Source organism: Saccharopolyspora sp. NPDC045941, from assembly GCF_056431445.1.
Window position 1 is genome coordinate 74,044 of sequence record NZ_JBWKKU010000007.1, and the last position, 20,170, is coordinate 94,213.

Consider the following 20,170-nt stretch of genomic DNA (forward strand, 5'->3'; position numbering starts at 1 on the left):
TGGTGCTCCGACCGGCCCATTCTCGCCCGGCCGGAGACACGAGGCGGAACCCCCTACCGCGCGATGCGCCGCACGTCGCGCTCCGGGTTCACCAGCAGCGCGAAGCACAGCCCGCCGAAGGCGACGAGACCGCCGAACACCAGGAACGCGAGCGTGTAACCGGCCTGCGGGGTTTCGGCCACGTCGAGCAGCTTGCCGGTGAAGATCGGGCTCAGCACGCCCGCGCTCGTGCCCAGCGCGGTCAGCACACCGAGGGCCCCGGCGCGCTGACCCGGCGGCACGATCTCGGCGACCACCGGGTTGCTGACCGTCTGCACGGTGGTGGACACGCCGTAGCCGATCATCAGCGTGATCACGGCCAGCACCGGGCTGTGGACCCACGGCAGCAGGCACAGCACCAGCCCGGCGAGCACCAGGCACGCCCCGCCGAACAAACCCCGCGCGACGCGGGAGCGCACACCCCGGCGCAGCATCCGGTCGCTGACCGCGCCCACCGCGAGCAGCGCCACGATCGCCATCGCGCTCGGCAGGCCGAACAACGAACCGGAGACCGCCGCGGAGAAACCGAGCCCGTGCTGGAAGTACGACGGCAACCAGGTGAAGATCACCGCGGCCAGCGCGCCCTGCGTGAAGTAGGCGAGCAGCGCGCCGATGAACGTGCCGCTGAACAGGAAACGACGCCACGGAACGCGTTCGGCGGGAGCCGCGGCGGCGATTTCCGAGGCGGTGGAGTGCGGCCCCATCTTGCCGACGGCCAGCCAGGCCGCGCTCCACACCAGCGCGAGCAGCCCGACCGTGACGAACCCGGCGCGCCAGCCGAAGGCGACGATGATCAGCGTGACCACCGGGGCGAACGCGATCTTGGCGATGGCCGCGCCGCTGGTGATCAGCGACGCGGGCAGGCCGCGCCGGTGGTTGGGGAACCAGGAGTACGCCGTGACGTGCGACATCGGCTGGGCCGGGCCTTCCGCCGCGCCGACCGCCAGCCGGCTCGCGAACAGCACGCCGCCGGTCACCGCGAACAGGGCGGGCACCTGGCCGAGCGCCCACATCAGCCCGCACGCGAGCAGCACCCAGCGCGGCGAGATTCGGTCGGCGAGGAAGCCGACGACCAGGCAGGTGATGCCGAACAGCAGGTAGGACGCGCCGCTGATGGAGCCGAACTCGGCCGACGAAAGGTGCAGCTCCTGCTTCAGCGGCTGCGCCACCAGCCCCAGCAGGGCCTTGTCCAGGAACACGACCACCGAGCAGGCCACCACCACGGCCAGCACGGTCCAGGCGCGCCGCCTGCTCGGTTCGACGGCCGCGGCCGTCGACTGGTCTTGGGTTGTCGTCACAGTCGTTCCTCCACGTTGAGGGTTCGGGTGCTGGATCCGCTCACGGGGCGGGAGCGAGCTGCGCGCCGCCGCAGACGTGCAGCACCTCGCCGGTGATGAAGCCCGCCTGCGGGGAGGCGAGGAAGGCGACCGCGCCGGCCACGTCCTCGGGCGTGGCCAGCCGCCGGATCGGCGTCATCTTCTGGTGGCGCGCGAGGAATTCCGCGAATTCCTCGTCGCTGCGGCCCTGCCTGGTGAACGGGGTCACGACCATGCTCGGGGCGACCGCGTTCACGGTGACGTCCAGCGGCGCCAGCTCCAGCGCGAGCGCGCGGGTCAGGCCGACCACGCCCGCCTTGGACGCCGTGTAGGCCAGTGGCCCGCCGGAGAGCCAGGTCCGCGAGGAGATGTTCACGACGCGGCCGGCCCCGGCGGCCCGCCACAGCGGAACGGCGGCCTGGCACAACGCCGTCGGGCCCCAGAGGTTGACCCGCATCACCGGATCCCAGTCCCGCGGGCCGACCGAAGCCAGATCGGCGCGCCGGTTGACCGCGGCGTTGTTGACCAGCTGGTCGAGCCGGCCGAACTCGTCCCGCAACCGCGTCATCGCGCGTTCCACGGAATTTACATCGGACACATCGGCGGCCCAGCCCTCGACGCGGCGGTCGGTACCGGACCGCAACCGGGCGGCCTCGCGCGCGACGCCATCGGCGTCCACGTCGAGCAGCACCACGTCGGAGCCGTCGGCGGCCAGTCGGGCGGCGATCGCGGCGCCGAGCGCGCCGGCGCCACCGGTCACCAGCGCAACGCGCCGGTCAGCAGCATTCATCTCTTCCGAATCCTTCGGGTCGAACTGGATCAGTGCGCGAAATCGCCGTGGCGGCGCAGGAATTCCGCGTTGTGTCGAAGCGCCTCGACCGGTGCCCGGTCGGTGCCGAAGTCCTCAACGGACACCCAGCCGTCGTAGCCCGCATCGGCGAGCACCCGCAGGAATGCGGGCACGTCGAGCACGCCGTCGTCGATCGGCGTCCACCGCGGCCGCCAGACCCCGCCGCCGTCGGGGCGGGTGAACGCGGCGTTCTTCACATGCACGTGCGCGAGGTGCGGGCCCAGCAGCTCCACGGCCATCCGGTGGTCCTCGTAGCCTTCGAGGACCAGGTTCCCGGCGTCGTAGATGACGCCCACGCAGTCCGGGTCGAAGCGCGAGACCAGCCTTTCGGCCAGCGAAGCGCTCGGCGCGATGCTGCGCTGGTGGATCTCCAGCAGCCCGCGAACCCCGGTCCGCCGGGAAAGCCGCTCGACACCGGAGAAGAACTCGACGGCGCGGGCGAACAGGTCGCTGAACGGCTCGTCGTTGCGCCACGGCGCGCGAAGGCGGATCCACGGCGCGCCGCAAGCCCGGGCCAGCGACATCCCGTGCGCCACGCCGTCGAGGTCGCCGGTGTCCACATAGGTGCCCAGCCCGATGACGTGCAGCTGGGCTGCTTCGCACAGCGCAGCCGCGCGGGCGACGGCGTCGTGCGTCGGTGCGACGGTGCACCGGTTGTTGGTGAAGAAGTCCGGCACCCCGGCGTCGCCGGGCGGAGTGCCGATGCGCCATTCGATTCCCGAATAGGTGGCGGCCTTCGCCTCGTTCACCGCCTGCGCCGGGGTCAGGTCGGGCAGGCAGATCGAGTACACGCCGAGCTTCATCGAAATTCCTCGTCTTGCGCTTGTTCGTGCGACGCCGGAGGGGCGCGCCGACTCATTAGAAGCCATCCCGCTCCGCCCGGTCCAAGTCCCAGTACGTATCCCCAGTTATGCTCCAGCGCTATAACTACTTGTTTCCAGGCTCGTTCTGCTTGGCGGTGCGGGTGGCGGAACCTCAGAGGCCTTCTCGCTGTGGGATCCCCGACTCATGAATGCCGATTCACCACGTCGGGGCTGTCCTCGCGAGAAGGCCTCTGAGAACCCGCGGCGGTGCGAGTTGCGAGGGTGGGCTAAGCGGCTGCGCCGCTTCAAAGCACAAAACAACGGTTATAACCGGGAGGGGACGTGGATTTTCGGCAGCTGCGCTACTTCCTCGCGATCGCCGAGCAGGGCTCGTTCAACAAGGCCGCCGCACAGCTCCTGGTCTCGCAGCCTTCGCTGACCCGGCAGATGGCGGCGCTCGAACGGCAACTCGGGCAGGCGCTGTTCGAGCGGACGCCGCGCGGCGTGACGCTCACCGCGGCGGGTTCGGCGCTGCTCGGGCACGCCCGGCAGCTGCTCGCGCTGGAGCGCTCCACCCGGGACGTCGTCGCCGGGGCGCAGCCCCCGCGCGAGATCGTGGTGATCGGCGTGCCGCCGGGTGTCCCGGACGACTGGCTGGTGCGGCTCGTCGGCGAGCTCCAGCGGGAGGTGCCGCGCTGCGACCTGAACTACCGCGAAGCGGGCAGCACCGAGCAGCTCCTGCTGCTGCGGCAGGGCCGGCTCGACATCGGCATCGTGCACCAGGCGCCGCCGGCCGAGTACGACTCCAAGCTGCTGTGGCAGGAACCGCTCGGGGTCGCGGTCCGGCCGACGCACCCGCTGGCCGGCAACGACGACTGGCGGCTCGCCGACCTCGACGGGCTGCGGGTGCTGGTGCACTCCCGCGAGCAGGTGCCGACCCAGCAGGACAGCCTGACGGCCGCGGCCACCGCCGCGGACGTGCGCCCGCAGTGGATGTTCCAGCACTTCGTCGCGCACGCGCGGGCCTGCGCCGAGGCGGCGCGGGCCGACGCGGTGCTGGTCGGCAGGCACACCGCGGCGCAGCAGCTGCCCGACTGGCCGTGGCGGCGGTTGCGGGACCTGTCGCTGGCGATGACCACCTGGCTCGCGCGACCGGTGAACACCCGCACCGTCGTGCAGGACGTCGCCGACGCGTTGATCGGGATGGGCCGGTGATCAGGCCTCGGTGAAGACGATCCGTTCCGGCTCGACCGTCAGGCGGATGTTCTGGCGGCGGACCTCGACGAGGGTCTCCAGCTCGGTGGCGTGGCCGTCGGGGACCGTGAACAGCCGGTCGTCGCGGGTGTCGAGGTACTCGGCGAAACCACCCAGCGACGCCCCGCCGGACTCCTCCAGTTCGAGGTAGTCGGCCAGCCGCCGGAACAGCTTCGGCAGCAGCACCGCCTCGTCTTGGAGCTGCTCGCGGGAGCGCACCCGCAGCCCTTCCAGCGTCGCGTCCGCCGCCCACACGCCCTGCTTCGCGTCCCGGGCGGCGATCGCGGCCTCGGCCATGTTCTGGCGCAGGTCGGGGAACAGCTTGGAGTAGAAGGTCGGGTACACCAGGCCCGCGGTCAGCAGCGCGTGGTTCGCCGACGCCTGCAGGCCCTTCGGGGCCAGGTGGACTTCGCCGCCATCGGTGGAGCGGCCCGGTCGCCGGCCGGGGAAGGCGAAGGCCACCGCCCGGCCGTACTTGTCCGCGAACCGGGTCAGGATGTGGCCGGGCGCCTCTTCGGGGGTGCTCGCCGTGACCGCACCGTCATCGTTGCGCTCGAAAGCGGTGAAACCCAGGTGCCGCAGCAGCGCTTCCGAGGCGGCGTTCGCCAGTTCGGCCGGCTGGTGCCACATCTCGCTTCCGCGCGCCTGCGGCCGGTAGTGCGTCTCCAGCGCGTCGATGCCCTCTAATCGGAGCTGGGCGCCGCCGCGCGAGTTCAGCCGCACGGACAGGCCCGCCTTGGCGAACGCCTTCGGGTCGGTCGGGTAGAAGCGGATCGAGTCGCCGTCGGGCGAGGCGCCGATGATCCGGAAAGCGCCCTTGATCAACGTGAAAGTCATGCTGATCACGGTAATGAAGGCGTCGTCCGCAGTGGACCGCTTCCACCCGGACAGCCCAGCCCCCGAGAACCGCCTCGCAGCACCAGTGCCGGCGGGAAGATCGCACTGCGTACCGGTCCGGGTGCGTAGCGCGATGAGGTTCCGCCGGTTGTCGGTTCGTCGGCGCGCCTCTCTAAGCTCTTCGGGTTGGGACTTTTCGGGAAGCAGAGGTGGCGGTCGCGTGACTGAGCGGTCCGTGCAGGTCACGCGTCGTGGACCGGCGTCGAAATCGGCGCGCCGCTGGGCGGCTGTGCTGGGCCTGTTCTCCGCGCTGCTGGCGCTCGCGGTGCCGTTCTTACCCGTCGAGCACGAAATCACGACGCTGCGGTGGCCGACCGCGCGGGGCACCGAACCGGTGTCGGCGCCGCTGGTCGGGCACGCGCCGCTGTGGCTCTCGGCGGAGGTGCCGTGCGCGGCGGCGCGCAGCCTGGACGCGCGCATCGACGGCCCCGGCGTGCTGGTCGCCACCAACGCCCCGTCGTCGGAGTACGGCGGGCTGACCGGGCTCACGCTGCAGGTCGACGGCGGGCAGGTCGCGCTGTGGTCCAGGGGGCATCAGGCCGGCACTGCCGCGCTGCCCGCGGGCGACTGCTCGATCTCGGTGCGCTCGGACGCCGCCGGCATGCAGGCCGCGGTGGGCGGCGTCGCGCTGGCTGCCGTGCCCGGCGACACCCGGCCCCAGCTGACCGGCATCTACTCGCAGCTCGACGCGGCGGCCGACGACGTCCGCGGCCTGTCCTTCGAGGCGCGGGTGGACAACCGCTTCGCGACCCAGGCGACGCCGCTGAAGGTCGCCGTGATGGTGCTGGCCGTCCTGGCGTTCCTCGGCTCGATGGTGGCGTTGCGGCGCATGGAGGTCCGCCGCGCGCCGCGCTGGGCGTCCGAGCGGTGGTGGCGGCCGAAAGTCCGCGACGTGGTCGTCCTCGGCGCGCTGGGCGTGTGGTGGTTGATCGGTGCGATGACCGCTGACGACGGCTACATCCTGACCATGCTGCGCGCCTCCGACAGCGCCGGGTACGTCACCAACTACTTCCGCTGGTTCGGCAACCCGGAATCGCCGTTCGGGTGGTTCTACGAGCTCTACGCGCTGTGGGTGCAGATCTCGCCCGCGACGCCGTGGGTGCGGTTGCCCGCGTTGTTCCTCGGCGTCGTCAGTTGGCTGCTCGTCAGCCGCGGCGTGCTGCCGCGGCTCGGGCAGCAGGTGCGCCGCAGCGAGTCCGCTGGCTGGGCCGCCGCCGCGGTGTTCCTGGCCTTCTGGCTGCCGTACAACAACGGCCTCCGCCCGGAACCGGTCGTCGTGGCGTTCTTCTTGCTCGCGCTGTGCGCGGTCGAACGCGCCGTGGCCACCCGGCGGCTGACGCCCGCCGCGCTCGGGCTGCTCGCGGCGGCGCTGGGCCTGGGGGCGAACCCGCACGGCATGGTCGCGATCCTGCCGTTCGTCGTGGCCGCCAAGCCGCTGCTCCGGATGCTGTGGCAGCGGGTGCGGGAACGCGGCGCGCTGCCGGTGCTGGCTCCCGTCGCGGCGGCCGGGCTGGTGATCCTGGTCGGCGTCTTCTTCGACCAGACGCTGCAGTCCGTGCTGGATTCGGTGGCGCTGAAGACCAAGTTCGGGCCGAACGAGCAGTGGTTCGAGGAGCTCAGCCGCTACGACCGGCTGTTCGGGCCGTGGCCGGACGGGTCGCTGACGCGCCGGTTCCCCGTGCTGCTGCTCATCCTGTGCATCGTGGCCAGCGGCGTCGTGCTGCTGCGCCGGCACAAGATCCGGGGCGCCGCGCTCGGCCCGAGCCGCCGCGTGCTGGCGGTCGCCGCGCTGAGCTTCGTGGTGCTGGCCATGACCCCGACGAAGCACACGCACCACTTCGGGATGCTCGCCGGGATCGGCGCGGTGGTGGCCGCGCTGACGGCGCTGGCGACGAGCGAGGCGGTGCTGCGGTCCCGGCGCAACAGGGCCGGTTTCTTCGCCGGCCTCATGGTCATCTGCGCGTTCTCGGTCACCGGCACGAACTCGTGGTGGTACGTCTCCGGCTGGGGTGTGCCGTGGTTCGACCGGGCGCCGAGCCTCGACGGGCGCAGCGCGAGCACGTACTTCCTGGCGGCCGCGGCGATCGCCGGCATCGTCGCCATGGTCGAGCACCTGCGGCACGACGAACTGCCGGTGATCACGCCGGAGGCGCGGCGGCGGGTGCTCAGCCTCGGCGCCGCCCCGCTGACGTTCACCTGCGCGGTCCTGCTGGTCGGCGAGGTGGCGCTGTTCGCGGCGGGCATGCAGCGGCAGCGCGACGGCTACAGCCTCGGCGCGGACAACGTCAAGCAGCTCGCCGGTTCCAGCTGCGGGCTCTCCGACTACGTCGGCGTCGAGACCGATCCGCGCAGCGGCGTGCTGGCGCAGTCGCACATCCAGCCGCGGACCGAGAGCGCGGTGTCGGCGAGCCGCCGCACCGAGCAGAAGTCCGGCGACTACCTCGCCGCCACCGCAACGGGTTTCCACCGCTTCGGCTACCCGGAGGGCAAGCACTGGACCCCGCCGTTCGGGTTCGGCGGCGACGACGCGCCGGTGTGGGGCACCTACGCCGCCGACGGGCCGCTCACCGGCGAGCTGCGCACCCCGTGGTTCGACCTGCCCCCGCAGGCCACCAGCGGCGAGGCCCCGGTGGTGCTGTCCTTCGGCGGCGACGCGACGGGCGTGAACGCGCTCGGCGTCGAATGGGGCCGGGACACCCCGGAGGGCTTCGAGATCCTGGGCCGCGTCGACGTTGCCCAGCTCAGCGGCATGTGGTTCGACCGCCGGTTCGTCGTGAGCGACGCGACCAAGGTCCGGGTGGTCGCCGTGGACCGCAAGATCGATTCCGGCGGCTGGATCGCCGTCAGCGCGCCGCGCGTCCCGCGGCTGACCAGCATGACGCAGGTGGTCGGCGACGCGCCGACCTTCGTGGAGTGGACCGCCGCGCTGGTGCACCCCTGCCTGAACCTGGCGCGCCTGCACAACGGGGTCGCCGAGCTGCCGCGGTTCCGGGTGGCCGGCGGCGGGATCATGCGCGACATGGGCCAGAGCTGGTCGGCGCCGGGCGCCGGCGGCCCGTTCGGCTGGCTCAACGTGGCGGGCAGCGTGCGGACGATGCCGACCTACCTCAAGGGCGACCTGCACCGCGACTGGGGCACGCTGTACCTGGTGGACGCCTACGAGGCGGACGCGTTGCCGGCGGAGGCCGCGATGGAGGTCCACCGCGAAACGCATTGGGGGCTTTGGAGTCCGGGCCCGCTGACGAAGGCGGTGAAGCTGCCCGGCGGCGCGCCCAGTTCGACCGGGCGCACCGACATCCGCCCGCTCGAGGAGATTCCGGCCGACGACGCCGCGTGATCGGCTGTGAGCATCGCCATTCCGGCGGGGTAGCGGCGACCTAGATCGCTTAGGATCGCTAACCAACCAGTCGGAACCAGCCCGGAAGACGAAGCATGCCTCGCGCTCGAGAGCGGGTGGCCCGGCGCCGCCCGGCCGCCATCATCGTCCACTGTGGAATTCGCGCGCACCGGGAAGCGGAGGCGTCGTGTCCGGTGTGATCCAGGGCTTCGGCGTCATCGCCGCCATCGTGCTGATCGGCTACCTGCTGGGTCGCGGCGAGCTGCTCGGCGAGAACGCGCGCGAGGCGCTGACCCGGTTGTCGTTCTACGTCGGAACTCCCGCGCTGCTGCTGCAAATGCTCTCGGAATCCGACGTCTCGATCATCTTCTCCACCCCGCTGCTGGTCAGCGCGCTGAGCACGTTCGCCGCGGCGGGCCTGTTCGTGCTGGTCGGCCTGCTGCGCAGGTGGAACATCCGGCGCACGACCATCGGCGCGCTGTGCTCCAGCTACGTCAACGCCGGCAACCTCGGCATCCCGATCGCCGTTTACGTGCTCGGCGACGCGAGCCTGATCGCGCCGGTGATGCTGTTCCAGCTGCTGGTCATGACGCCCATCGGGCTGACCGTGATCGACTTCTCGCAGGGCGGGGAGCGTTCCTCGGCCTGGCTGCGGATCCTCGCGCCGTTCCGCAACCCGATCGTCATCTGCTCGCTGATCGGCGTCGCGATCTCGTTGAGCGGCTGGCGGATTCCGGCCCCGGTGCTGGAGCCGATCACCCTGCTCGGGCACCTGTCCGTGCCGACGGTGCTGCTGGCGTTCGGCATCTCGTTGCGCGGCAGCTCGTTGCCCGCGGGCGGCGCGGAACGCTGGCCGGTTCTGCTGTCGGTGGGCCTGAAGTCGGTGGTGCACCCGGTGATCGCCTGGGCGATCGGCGCGGGCCTGTTCGGGCTGGAGGGCGCGACGCTGTTCGCGGCGGTGGTGATTTCCGCGCTCCCGGCGGCGCAGAACCTCTTCGTCTACGCCTCGCGCTACAACGTGGGCGTGCGGCTGGCGCGCGAATCGATCCTGCTGTCCACGATCCTTTCGGTGCCGGTGCTTTTCGCCGTCACGGCACTGCTGGGCTGACGTGCCCGTGCGCCTCCGGGCGGCACCCCGGAGGCGCAGGGCCCCCTCGCCGGTCAGCCCACGTTGAGGTCGACGCAGGCGTAGAAGGCGTTGGCGGTGTCGGCGATGTTCCAGACGGCGAGCAGCTTCTGGCGGCCGCTCACCCCGCCGAGGTCGACGGTGTGGGAGAAGCGGTCCGGCGGCTGGGCGCCGTGGTCGTCGAACACCGCGACCCGGTTGCCGCCGATGAAGTACTCCCACGTCGTGGTGGAGTGGTTGGCGGTGATCGTCCAGTTGAAGTTCACCGTGTTGCCGACCTGCGTGGCCTTCCAGCCCTTGCTGTCGTCGTCGAGGTCGGAGAACCGGCCGTTCCCGCCGCTGCAGCTGGTCAGGCCCTTCGGGCCCTCGACGCTCTGCGGCTCCCACTTGATCTCGCCGCAGGGCACCGTCCCGGCGGCGCACTGGGCCTGGCGGCTCGGCGGCGAGTCGATGTAGCCGTGCGCGCCGGCGGTGCTGGTGGGTATCGCCACCAGGAAGGGTGCGATCGCCGCGCCGACGGCAGCGGCGGCGAGCTTTCGCTTCGAGTTCATTTCAGCTCCTTGTCGGTGCGGCCGGTGTTCCCGGCCGGCGTACCCCCCCGAAATCCGGATCGGCGGTCGGCGGAGCGGCGCTCGGCGCCGGAGGAGCGGGAGGAGACCGGCCTGTCGACGACCGCTCATCGACTGGGCCTTCCCCGGAGTTCAGTGTGGTCTGGACCATACTGAGGCGGCGGAATCCGGTCAACGCCTGCGAAAACAGTCACCGCGATGGACCAGGACCACTCCGAGAAGTGGTCCGCCGGCGGGAATCGCGAAAATTGTCAGGGGTGCGCGGGAACATTCGGGTGTTCGCCGAAGTCGGGCCGTCGAGGGGGCGACCGGCATGAACCCGCAGCAGCACATCGCCAACGCCCGCACCGCGCTGGGCGCCGCCGAGCTCGGCGCGGCCGGTGATCCGGTCGTCGTCCTCGCCGACCTGGCGGCGATCGCCGAACTCCTCGGCCGCCTGGCCGAACAGGCCCGCCGGGACCTGGCGAGCTGGGCGACCGTCGGCCCGCACCTGGCGCAGGCCGGAGATCACGCCGCCGCGCTGGCGCGCAGCCTGCAGCACGCGGGCGGCACCCTCGCCTACAACACGTCGCCGCCGCGCGCGGCGGCGCTCCTGCGAGGATGGGAGGCGTGACAACTTCTGGCGCTACAGCACGGCGTTTCGCCCAGGTCGACGTGTTCGCAGGCCCCGCCTACACCGGCAACCCGCTCGCGGTCGTGCTGGACGCGGAAGGCCTGAGCGACGACATGATGCAGCGGTTCGCCAGGTGGACGGACCTCTCCGAGACGACGTTCCTCCTGCCGCCGACCGAGTCCGGCGCCGACTACTGGGTGCGGATCTTCACGCCGTCCGGCGAGCTGCCCTTCGCCGGGCATCCCACCCTGGGCAGCTGCCACGCCTGGGCGAGCAGCCGGCCGGGACCCGTTCCGGACCGGATCGTCCAGGAGTGCGCCGCGGGGCTCGTCGAGGTCCGCCGGACCGATGCCGGATACGCGTTCGCCGCCCCGCCGCTGCTGCGCTCCGGCCCGGTCGACGGGCGGCTTCGGGACGAGCTGGCGAGCGCGCTGAGCCTTGCGCCTGAAGCGATTCGCGACGCGCAGTGGGTCGACAACGGGCCGGGATGGGTTGCCGTCCTGCTCGACAGCGCGCAGTCGGTCCTGGACGTTCCACTGCCCTCGGGAACGCACAAGATCGGCGTTGTCGGGCCGCATCCGGCGGGTGCGCCCTACGACTTCGAGGTGCGCGCCTTCTTCCCGGAGCAGAGCGGGGTGATCGAAGATCCCGTCACCGGCAGCCTGAACGCGGGGATCGCGCAGTGGCTGATCGGCACCGGGCAGGCCCCCGAGCACTACACCGCCCACCAGGGCACCGCGGTGGGTGCGGACGGCCGCGTCGTGATCGATCGCGACCCGGACGGCGCCATCTGGGTCGGCGGCGCGGCGGTCACCCGCATCCAGGGCGAAGTGTGGCTCTGATCCCGCTGCGGCAACGGGAATTCCGATCGGACACTGTGGACATCGATGTGATCGACGGGCGAATCCGGATGGCTCACCACGATAGTACGCCCGCCGCGTAGGGTGGCCGGGTGGGTGATTTGTGGGATCCCGCCGGGGCTGGAGTGCTCCGGTTGCCGTCCGGCCGCCTCGTCAGGGGACGCGGCCTGCGAAATCCGCTGCCTTCCGGGGCGGCGCCGTCCTTCGGCGTCTACCTGCTCGGCAAGCCGCCGCCGGAGGTCGAGTGGGAGAGCCGCTGGCTGCGCTGGCCGGACTTCCGCCTGCCCGGCGACCGGGCGCAGGCGCGCGAGGTCCTGCGCGAAGCGTGGGAACGCGCCGATGCCGAGCGGGTGGAGCTCGCGTGTGCCGGCGGGCGGGGCCGGACCGGCACGGCGCTGGCCTGCCTAGCAGTCATCGACGGCGTCCCGGCGGGCGAAGCGGTCGCCTACGTCCGGGAGTACTACAACTCCCACGCGGTCGAGACGCCCTGGCAGAAGCGCTACGTCGCCCGCTTCTCCGCCTGATCGATCAGCCGGGGTCCTCCTGCCGCGTTTCCGCGATGAGCTTCTCGCACAGTTCGAGGCCGACCCTGAGGACGTCGGCGGGCAGCTGGCCGCGGCCGGCGGCGAGCGCCAGCTCGTCCAGGAAGCCGACCAGCACGTACCTGTCGGCGGGCACGATCGGCGCGCGGCCGACCGCGCTCTCGGCCTGCTGCCTGCGGGCGTGGCGGCGGACCGACTCGGCGGCCCGCGCGATGCGGTCGTGGTCGGCGCGGCGCTGGTAGAGCTGTCGTTGCGTGGTCACCGCCTTCGGCCCCGCACGGACGAAGGTGATTGCGCAAGCAAGTACTCGAACACGCGTTCTAGTCTGGCAGGGTCGCCCCTTGATCGCATCTCGCCGCTGACCTGCGGCGACAGCGCGATCGGAGGCGTGCGCCGCCCGCGACACCGACTGCTTCGGTACGGCCCTGCTCGACTTCGAACTACCGTGACCGGCACACGTCCAGGAAGTCCGCCCCAGGCAGATGTCGGTTCCACTCGTCGGGGGTGAGGGTGCGCCGAGCGGTCTCGCACAGCGTTGCGGGGACATCTTCGGCGGCCCGGACGTCCCAGAACCGGATGGCTGCGTCCTCCCCAGCGCTGGCCAAGATCTTGCCGTCCGGGCTGAACGCGATCGCGCGGACGGGTTGCCGGTGGCCGACGTGCGATGCGCTGATCTGCTTGCGTGCCGACACATTCCACAGTCGGACCGAGTTGTCCCCGCCGCCGCTGGCCAGCGTCCGGCCGTCCGGGTGGAACGCCAGCGAGTAGACCGCACCAGAATGCCCGACCAGGGGATCGCCGGTCATCTGGCGGGTGGACACGTCCCACAGCCGGATTGCGCCGTCGTCGCCCGCGCTGGCCAGTCGCGTGCCGTCCGGGCTGAAGGCCAGCGTGCCGATCGGTCCGGTGTGGCCTTTCAACACTTCGCCGATCGGCTGCCTCGTGCCGGTGTCCCAGAGCCGGACCTCGCCTTGGTGATCGCCGGTGGCCAAGATCGACCCGTTGGGGCTGAACGCCACCGCGTAGACGGTGTTCCCGGCGTCGATAGCGCTGAGCCGCTCGTAGCTCTTGGCGTCCCAGAACGTGAGCCCGGTCGGCTTGTCGCCCTGGTTCATGCCCGCGGTGACGAGCACACCACCGTCCGGGCTGAACGCTGCGGCGCGGACCAGCGACAGCTCGTCGGGCAGCGGCTGCGTACGCGGGGTGCGGTTGGCGTGGTCCCACAGGGTGGTGCCGTCGCCTTCGCCGCTGTTCATGCCGCCGGCAGCCACGGTCGCGCCGTCCGGGCTGAACGCCACCGCCAGCACCGGAGTACGGTCGTGGGTCGGCAGGTCGGTGACCGCCTTGCGTTGCGCCACGTCCCACAGCATGAGCGTGCGCGGCGGTCCTGCGGGCGGCGGTGGTGTGTCGAGTGGGCGGTAGAACTGCACAGTCGTGCCGCCGATCGTGATCAACTGGCCGCGGTCGACGTAGCAGACACCCCAACCGGTGTGGCCGCATACTTCCATGCTCCGCTGGTCGCCAGCGGTCTCGCCGTTGTCGCCGCCGGTCACGATAGTCTCGCCGTCAGGACTGAACGCGAGCGCGTACAGCATGCCCGAGTGCTCGATCGCCGGGTGGGCGAGTTGGAGGTGTTCGGCCACGTTCCACAGCCGCGCTGTGCCGTCCCGCGCGCCGCTGGCGAGCGTCCGGCCGTCCGGGCTGAACGCCAGCGACGTGACGGCGCGGGTGTGACCGCTCAGCGGTGCGCCAAGCAGGTTGCGGGTGCGAACGTCCCAGAGGCGAACCGTGCCATCCTCACTGCCCGCTGCGAACATGCGCCCGTCGGGGCTGAATGCCAGCGACTGCGCGAGGGACGTGCGATCGGGTCTGGTGTGGCCGGTAAGGGGCGCGCCGACCGGTTGACGGGTGGTGGTGTCCCAGAACCGGATCGTGCCGTCCGTGCCTCCGGTGGCGAATAGGGCGCCGTCCGGGCTGAACACGATCACCGGGCCGACAAGGCTCGCGTTGTCACCGGAGTGGGCCGGCAGCGGTTCGCCCAGCTGGATGCCGGTCGCGGTATCCCAGAACCGGACCGCGCCGTCCGTGCCGAGCGCGGCGAACAGGGAACCGCTGGGGTGGAAGGCGACCGACGGCCGCACGGTGTTGCGCTGGAACGGGTCGACCTGCGGTGTCTCGACGGTCTGGACCGCCTTCTTGCTCGCGATGTCCCACAGCGTCACGCCGTGGCCGGGATCGCCGAGGGCGAGTCTCGCGCCGTCCGGGCTGAACGCCGCGCTGATCGAAGCGTGCCGCCACGGAGAAGTCGTGTCTTCCTGGTAGGGCTGGGCCGACCGCTTGCCGGTCTCGATGTCCCACAACTGCGCGGACGGCCCTTTCCCTGCGGTAAGCAATGTCTTGCCGTCCGGGCTGAACTGCACGGTCTCCACGGTGGTGCCCTCGTGGGGGTTGATCGTCTCGCCGACCTGCCGCCGCGTGGCGGTGTCCCACACTCGGACGGCGTCGCCACCGGTCACCAGGCTCTTGCCGTCCGGACTGAACGTGACAGCCTCGACACTGTCGCCACTGACGATTCGGCCGACGCCGGGACGCGCGGCCGTCTGCAACATCGCCGCCTCGGCCTCCGGCGTCCCACCGACCCGCCACGCCGCCAGCGCGAGGAGCCGAGACAGTTCCGGATCGCTGTCGCCCATCAGTTCACTCTTCGCCGCCACCGCCCGGGACAACGCCTGCCGTCCCTGTTCGATCGCCTCCTGTTGCTGGAGAATCGTCCGCACACCCAACCCGAGTACGGCGACGAGCAAAACCGTCAACGCCGTCGAGACTCCCAGACGCATCCGCGTCGCGACCCGGTATCGCCGAACGTCCTCGCTGTCCAGCTCCTCCTTGGCCTTGCCGTGCACCGGAGCCGCCAACGTCGCGACGTCGAACCGAAACCGACTGTGCCGCACCGACAACTCCGGCTCGTTCCGAGCCCAGGAAAGGTCAACCCACAACGGTTCAGCGGGAAACCACCTCCGCAGCGCCTCGGGCAACGCGGTGGTCCGTCCCCAGTCGAAATCCCCGGCGGCGTCGTCCCACACGATCTCCCCACCGGTCAAGGCGATGAGAAACGTGCCCTGCTCCCGTTCCGCCCGCCAGTACTCGACCTCCCGCCTTACCCAAGGTGAAGCCGCGGCCTCCGGCGAGGCCAACAGGATGAAGAACCGGGACCCGCGCAACGCCTTGTCGATGGTGTCCCACAGGTCGGGATTGGCGGCGAGGCTCTCCTTGTCCTGAAAGACCCGCAACGCCCGAACCTGGTTCCACTGCCGCGCCAACTGATGCAAACCCCGCCGCACGACTGGCGCGATCCGTCGGTCCGCCGCATGGCTGTAGGACAGAAACGCGTCGTAACGCGTCCCGGACTCATCCATCGCCTCTCCCGACTTCTCCGCCCGTCCGCACGGTAGCGAACGCCCTCACCTCCGATGTGCCATTCGGCCAAACACCACCCCGGTACCACCATGGCCTGTGGATCGATGCGTACACAGCACGGCGACGGAGGGATGCGGGGCTGGACGGGTCAGCGGAAGGTCACCGACGCTTCGGCCATCACCTCGTCCGGCTCGGTCCGCACGGTCATGTTCCCGTCCGGCCCGCCGCAGGCCAGCACCGGATCGCCGGCGAACACCGGGCGCCGCAGCCGGTAGGCGATGCTCGCGATCTCGCGTTCCGGCTCCCGCTGCCGGGCCAGCTCGCTCATCAGCAGCACCAGGATCGGGCCGTGCACGACCAGGCCCGGGTACGCCTCGACGTCGCGCGCGTACGGCGCGTCGTAGTGGATGCGGTGCGAGTTCGCGGTGAGCGCGCTGAACCGGAACAGTCGCACCGGGTCGCCGGTGAAGGGCTGCTGCCATGCCGCATCCGAGACGGGCAGCGAGGTGGGGCGCGGCGCGTTCGGGCTCTTGGCGGCGCCTTCGCCGCTGCGGTAGACGAAATCCTGCTCCTCGACGAACCGGACCTCGCCGTCCTGCCGGTACTCGCCGCGCACCGTCACGAACGCCATCTCGCCGGAACGGCCCTGCTTGACCACCACGTCGGACAACGACGACGTGCGCTCGGCCGGGACGCCCAGCCGCAGCGGGCCGGTGATCGTCAGGCGGCCGCCGGCGAACATCCGGCGCCGGTCGGGGATGGGTGGCAGGAAGTGGCCGCCGGCCGGATGCCCGTCCTGGCCGAGCTCGTCGTGCCGCGGCCAGCTCAGGAAGTGCACCCAATGCCAGAGCGGCGGCAGCGCCTCGGCATCGGCGAACTCCGCCGGCGTCTCCAGCACCGCGGCCAGCGCCCGCGACGGCTCGGGGGACAGCGCGTCCGCCTCCGCCAGCGGCTCGGGTCGCCAGCCCTGCAGGTAGGTGTCGAGACCGGGCACGGGTCCTCCTTCCGGTCCGGGCCTGCGCCGGCCCGGCCGCTGCGCTGATTGGGCCGTACAAACTGTGGGCAAGTCTGTGCCCACCGCCGCGCGGCGTCAACGACGAGGTTGCGGAGTCGGCGGTGATTCCACCAACAAGTCGCGGTTTCCGGCGGATGGCGCCGGGTCTTGACCGGGCGATGTATTTGGCCGTACAAAGGTTGACGTCCGGCTGATCGACGTGGCGACGCCGCAGGGCGTGGCGCGCTGGCGGAAAGGTCCCAATGGCATCCATCGCTGAGTCCCTCGCGCAGTGGGCGGCCGAGCTCGAACCGAGCGCGGAGGATCTCGCGCTCGCCCAGCGCTCCCTCGTCGACACCGCCGCGGTCACCCTGGCCGCCCGGAACCACCCGCTGACCGGGATCGCGGCCGGGCTGCCGGACGCGGCGCGCTGGGCTGCCATCGGTCACGTGCTGGACTTCGACGACCTGCACATCGAGTCGACCACGCACATCAGCGTCGTGACCGTCCCGGTCGTGCTCGCCACCGGCGGCGACGCCCGGGCGTACCTGGCGGGGGCGGGCGTGATGGCGCGCCTGGGCAGCGCACTGGGCTGGTCGCACTACTCGGCCGGCTGGCACGCCACCTGCACGGCCGGCGCACCGGCCGCCGCGGTCGCGGCCGGAATCGCGCTGGGCCTGTACACCGAGCAGCTGGCGACCGCGATGGCGCTGGCCGTCCCGGCCGCGGGCGGCGTGCAGAACGCCTTCGGCACCCACGGGAAGTCGCTGCAGGTCGGGTTCGCCGCGCAGGCCGGGGTCCGCGCGGCCGAGCTCGCGCGGGCGGGCGCGACGGCGGACCCGAGCGCGCTGGACGCCTGGCTGGACCTGGTCGGCGGCACCGGCCGGCTGGACCTGGCGGGCCCGGCGGTGCCCGGCGGCCTGGCAATCAAGGTCTACCCCTGCTGCTACGCGATGCAGCGGCCGATCGCCGCGCTGCGCGACATCCGCCACGACATCCGGGGAGCGGTGCGCGGCGTGCGCGTCAGCACGCCGGAACCGACGGTCAAACCGCTGATCCACGACCGGCCCGGCACCGGTCTGGAGGGCAAGTTCAGCCTGCCCTACGCGGTGGCCACCGCGCTGCTCGACCACTACCCGGACTTCGCCGCGTTCACCGACGACGCCGTCAGCCGGGAGAGCGCCCAGAGCCTGCTGCGGCAGGTCGAGGTGTCCTACACGCCGGGCGAGGAGGGCCTGCTCACCGGCGAGGTGGACATCGAGGTCGAACACGACGGGCCGGCCCTGAGGGTGAGCCTGGCGCAGCCGCCGGGCGCGCCGTCGCGGCCGCCGACCGAAGCGGAACTGCGCGAGAAGTTCACCGCCTGCGGCGAGGACGTGCCCGGGCTGCTGGCGGCGGCGGACTGGAAGTCCGTCCGCGAGCTGCTGCAGCGGACGTTCCCCCGCACCGGAGCGGTCGAGTGAGGATTTGGCACGGCAAGGGAGCGATGCATTGAGCACATTGGACATCCTCAGCGCCGACGAGAAGCTCGCCGTGGAAACGGTGCGCGACTTCGTCGACAAGTCCGTCAAGCCCGTGGTGCAGGAGCTGGAGCACTCCAACACCTACCCGGAGGCCCTCATCGAGAAGATGAAGGAACTGGGCATCTTCGGGTTGGCGATCCCCGAGGAGTACGGCGGCACACCGGTTTCCACGCCCTGCTACGTGCTGATCGTCGAGGAGCTGGCCCGCGGCTGGATGAGCCTGGCCGGCGCGATGGGCGGCCACACCGTGGTGTCCAAGCTGCTGCTGAACTTCGGCACCGAGGAGCAGAAGCGCAAGTACCTGCCGAAGATGGCCACCGGCGAGATCCGCGCGACGATGGCGCTGACCGAGCCGGGCGGCGGCTCCGACCTGCAGGCGATGACCACCAACGCCCGCAAGGACGGTGGGGGAGAGTACGTCGTCAACGGCGCCAAGACCTGGATCACCAACTCGCGCCGGTCCGAGCTGATCGCGCTGATGTGCAAGACCGACCCAGCCGCGAAGCCCGGCCACAAGGGCATTTCGATCCTGCTCGTCGAGCACGGCCCGGGCCTGACCGTCTCCCGCGACCTGCCCAAGCTCGGCTACAAGGGCGTGGAGAGCTGCGAACTGTCCTTCGAGGACTACCGCGCACCGGCATCGGCGCTGCTGGGCACCGAGGAGGGCCGGGGCTTCGCGCAGATGATGAAGGGCCTGGAGACCGGCCGCATCCAGGTCGCCTCCCGCGCGCTGGGCGTGGGCAAGGCGGCCCTGGAGGACGCGCTGCGCTACGCCCAGGAGCGGGAGAGCTTCGGCAAGCCGATCTGGCAGCACCAGTCGGTGGGCAACTACCTGGCGGACATGGCCACCAAGCTCACCGCCGCCCGCCAGCTCACCCTGCACGCCGCCCGGGAGTACGACGCGGGCCGCCGGGTGGACATGGAGGCGGGGATGGCCAAGCTGTTCGCCTCGGAGGTGGCCATGGAGATCGCGCTGAACGCGGTGCGCATCCACGGCGGCTACGGCTATTCCACGGAATTCGACGTGGAGCGCTACTTCCGCGACGCGCCGCTGATGATCGTCGGCGAGGGCACCAACGAGATCCAGCGCAACGTCATCGCGGCGCAGCTGGTCAAACGCGGCGGCCTCGACGCCTGAGAGCCCGTTTCCAGACTCGTCTCGCGGAGTTCGTGAGCGCTCGCTCCGGTAAGAGCCGGAACGAGCGCCCACGAGTTTCCGCTACGGTCAGGAGCGACAAGCCGGGAGGTGACGGTGGCACAGCGGACCGATGGCCGGGAGAGCGCGTACCTGCGCCTGGCGCGGGAGCTGCGGGCGGCGATCCTGCAGCACGACTACCCCGAGGGCAAACGGCTGCCCACCGAGGCGGAGCTCGCCGAGACGCACCGCGTCAGCAGGCAGACGGTCCGCCGCGCCTTCCAGGACCTCGTCGCCGAGGGCATGGTCTACCGGATCCCGGGGCGCGGCACCTTCGCGGCACCGCGGGAAGAGCAGTACCTGCGCCAGTTCGGCTCCATCGACGACCTGATGGGCCTGTCGATCGACACCACGATGGAGCTGATCACTCCGCTGCGCCAGCAGGTCGACCTGGACGCCGCGGGCCGCCTGCGGCTGCAGTCCGACCGGGTGCACACCCTGGAGTTCCGGCGGCTGCACGACGACGTGCCGTTCTGCCTGACGACGGTGTTCCTGCCGCCGGCGGTGGGCAAGCTCGTCGAATCGGTGCCGGAGCTGACCGAGCCCGGCGCGCGCAGCGGCGTGACGATCATCGGGCTGCTCGACGACCGGCTGACCGATCCGATCGCGGAGGCCGAGCAGAGCATCACGGTGGGCTTGGCGACCCCGGAGATCGCCGAACACCTCGGCTGCGAGCAGCAGCGGCCGCTGCTGCGGATCGACCGCATGTACCAGTCGACGACGGGCCAGCCCGTCGAGCTGGCGGTCAGCTACTTCCTGCCGGAGCACTACTCCTACCGGGTCCGCCTCCGCCGCAACGTCCGCTGAGCCTGGCTGCTCCCGTGCGCGGGCATCC

General features: G+C 71.4%; 17 protein-coding genes. 9 read left to right on the plus strand and 8 right to left on the minus strand.

Annotated elements, in window-relative coordinates:
- Window positions 1-53 precede the first annotated feature (53 nt).
- From AC07FN_RS07655 to AC07FN_RS07665, 3 genes are read right to left on the minus strand one after another with little or no spacing between them, the layout of a single operon-like run.
- Window positions 54-1,337, minus strand: a complete 1,284-nt coding sequence (locus tag AC07FN_RS07655; protein WP_478394884.1) for an MFS transporter — start codon at window positions 1,335-1,337, stop codon at window positions 54-56.
- A gap of 40 nt (window positions 1,338-1,377) precedes the next feature.
- Window positions 1,378-2,145 (minus strand): SDR family NAD(P)-dependent oxidoreductase, encoded by a 768-nt coding sequence (locus tag AC07FN_RS07660; protein WP_478394885.1) that lies wholly within the window; start codon window positions 2,143-2,145, stop codon window positions 1,378-1,380.
- Between the two features lie 29 nt (window positions 2,146-2,174).
- Window positions 2,175-3,008, minus strand: a complete 834-nt coding sequence (locus AC07FN_RS07665; RefSeq protein WP_478394886.1) for a sugar phosphate isomerase/epimerase family protein — start codon at window positions 3,006-3,008, stop codon at window positions 2,175-2,177.
- 342 nt (window positions 3,009-3,350) lie between these two features.
- Here AC07FN_RS07665 and AC07FN_RS07670 point away from each other — a divergent pair, with 342 nt between their 5' ends.
- Window positions 3,351-4,223, plus strand: coding sequence for a LysR family transcriptional regulator (locus tag AC07FN_RS07670; RefSeq protein WP_478394887.1), 873 nt, complete (start codon window positions 3,351-3,353; stop codon window positions 4,221-4,223).
- Here AC07FN_RS07670 and AC07FN_RS07675 read toward each other — a convergent pair whose 3' ends face one another.
- Window positions 4,224-5,099 (minus strand): nuclease, encoded by an 876-nt coding sequence (locus AC07FN_RS07675; protein ID WP_478394888.1) that lies wholly within the window; start codon window positions 5,097-5,099, stop codon window positions 4,224-4,226.
- Between the two features lie 220 nt (window positions 5,100-5,319).
- Here AC07FN_RS07675 and AC07FN_RS07680 point away from each other — a divergent pair, with 220 nt between their 5' ends.
- Together AC07FN_RS07680 and AC07FN_RS07685 are read left to right on the plus strand one after the other, a co-directional pair.
- Complete coding sequence (locus tag AC07FN_RS07680; protein ID WP_478394889.1) at window positions 5,320-8,496, plus strand: arabinosyltransferase domain-containing protein; 3,177 nt, start codon at window positions 5,320-5,322, stop codon at window positions 8,494-8,496.
- A 187-nt stretch (window positions 8,497-8,683) separates the two neighbouring features.
- The gene (locus tag AC07FN_RS07685) at window positions 8,684-9,604 is read left to right on the plus strand and encodes an AEC family transporter (protein WP_358574221.1); all 921 of its coding nucleotides are present in this window, start codon (window positions 8,684-8,686) and stop codon (window positions 9,602-9,604) included.
- A 53-nt stretch (window positions 9,605-9,657) separates the two neighbouring features.
- Here the strand turns inward: AC07FN_RS07685 and AC07FN_RS07690 are convergent, their stop codons facing one another.
- On the minus strand, window positions 9,658-10,173 hold the full coding sequence (locus AC07FN_RS07690; protein ID WP_478394890.1) for a lytic polysaccharide monooxygenase auxiliary activity family 9 protein: 516 nt from the start codon (window positions 10,171-10,173) through the stop codon (window positions 9,658-9,660).
- 331 nt (window positions 10,174-10,504) lie between these two features.
- Between AC07FN_RS07690 and AC07FN_RS07695 the strand changes: the two genes are divergently transcribed.
- The 3 genes from AC07FN_RS07695 (at window position 10,505) to AC07FN_RS07705 (ending at window position 12,188) form a co-directional block, all read left to right on the plus strand.
- Window positions 10,505-10,804: a hypothetical protein gene (locus AC07FN_RS07695; RefSeq protein ID WP_478394891.1), complete on the plus strand. Its 300-nt coding sequence runs from the start codon at window positions 10,505-10,507 to the stop codon at window positions 10,802-10,804.
- Entirely contained in the window at window positions 10,801-11,646 is an 846-nt protein-coding gene (locus AC07FN_RS07700) for a PhzF family phenazine biosynthesis protein (RefSeq protein ID WP_478394892.1), read from the plus strand. The genes AC07FN_RS07695 and AC07FN_RS07700 overlap by 4 nt, the downstream gene beginning before the upstream one ends.
- Window positions 11,647-11,756: 110 nt before the next feature.
- Window positions 11,757-12,188, plus strand: a complete 432-nt coding sequence (locus AC07FN_RS07705; protein ID WP_478394893.1) for a protein-tyrosine phosphatase family protein — start codon at window positions 11,757-11,759, stop codon at window positions 12,186-12,188.
- A 4-nt stretch (window positions 12,189-12,192) separates the two neighbouring features.
- Here the strand turns inward: AC07FN_RS07705 and AC07FN_RS07710 are convergent, their stop codons facing one another.
- The 3 genes from AC07FN_RS07710 to AC07FN_RS07720 form a co-directional block, all read right to left on the minus strand.
- Window positions 12,193-12,468 carry a hypothetical protein gene (locus AC07FN_RS07710; RefSeq protein WP_478394894.1) on the minus strand — a complete coding sequence of 92 codons (276 nt, stop codon included), beginning with the start codon at window positions 12,466-12,468 and terminating at the stop codon, window positions 12,193-12,195.
- A 178-nt stretch (window positions 12,469-12,646) separates the two neighbouring features.
- Window positions 12,647-15,622, minus strand: coding sequence for a TIR domain-containing protein (locus AC07FN_RS07715; protein ID WP_478394895.1), 2,976 nt, complete (start codon window positions 15,620-15,622; stop codon window positions 12,647-12,649).
- 149 nt (window positions 15,623-15,771) lie between these two features.
- The gene (locus AC07FN_RS07720) at window positions 15,772-16,617 is read right to left on the minus strand and encodes an HTD2 family dehydratase (protein ID WP_478394896.1); all 846 of its coding nucleotides are present in this window, start codon (window positions 16,615-16,617) and stop codon (window positions 15,772-15,774) included.
- 263 nt (window positions 16,618-16,880) lie between these two features.
- Here AC07FN_RS07720 and AC07FN_RS07725 point away from each other — a divergent pair, with 263 nt between their 5' ends.
- From AC07FN_RS07725 to AC07FN_RS07735, 3 genes are all read left to right on the plus strand, one after another.
- Complete coding sequence (locus AC07FN_RS07725) at window positions 16,881-18,080, plus strand: MmgE/PrpD family protein (protein ID WP_478394897.1); 1,200 nt, start codon at window positions 16,881-16,883, stop codon at window positions 18,078-18,080.
- A 28-nt stretch (window positions 18,081-18,108) separates the two neighbouring features.
- On the plus strand, window positions 18,109-19,278 hold the full coding sequence (locus tag AC07FN_RS07730; RefSeq protein ID WP_478394898.1) for an acyl-CoA dehydrogenase family protein: 1,170 nt from the start codon (window positions 18,109-18,111) through the stop codon (window positions 19,276-19,278).
- Between the two features lie 114 nt (window positions 19,279-19,392).
- Window positions 19,393-20,142, plus strand: coding sequence for a GntR family transcriptional regulator (locus AC07FN_RS07735; RefSeq protein WP_132483733.1), 750 nt, complete (start codon window positions 19,393-19,395; stop codon window positions 20,140-20,142).
- The last annotated feature ends 28 nt before the right edge of the window (window positions 20,143-20,170 follow it).

What these genes read in the sequence shown, in the direction of transcription:
- AC07FN_RS07660 (WP_478394885.1), bottom strand. Translation starts at nt 2,145, where the DNA reads ATGAATGCTGCTGACCGGCGCGTTGCGCTGGTGACCGGTGGCGCCGGC.
- AC07FN_RS07665 (WP_478394886.1), bottom strand. Translation starts at nt 3,008, where the DNA reads ATGAAGCTCGGCGTGTACTCGATCTGCCTGCCCGACCTGACCCCGGCG.
- AC07FN_RS07675 (WP_478394888.1), bottom strand. Translation starts at nt 5,099, where the DNA reads ATGACTTTCACGTTGATCAAGGGCGCTTTCCGGATCATCGGCGCCTCG.
- AC07FN_RS07690 (WP_478394890.1), bottom strand. Translation starts at nt 10,173, where the DNA reads ATGAACTCGAAGCGAAAGCTCGCCGCCGCTGCCGTCGGCGCGGCGATC.
- AC07FN_RS07695 (WP_478394891.1), top strand. Translation starts at nt 10,505, where the DNA reads ATGAACCCGCAGCAGCACATCGCCAACGCCCGCACCGCGCTGGGCGCC.
- AC07FN_RS07715 (WP_478394895.1), bottom strand. Translation starts at nt 15,622, where the DNA reads ATGGATGAGTCCGGGACGCGTTACGACGCGTTTCTGTCCTACAGCCAT.
- AC07FN_RS07725 (WP_478394897.1), top strand. Translation starts at nt 16,881, where the DNA reads ATGGCATCCATCGCTGAGTCCCTCGCGCAGTGGGCGGCCGAGCTCGAA.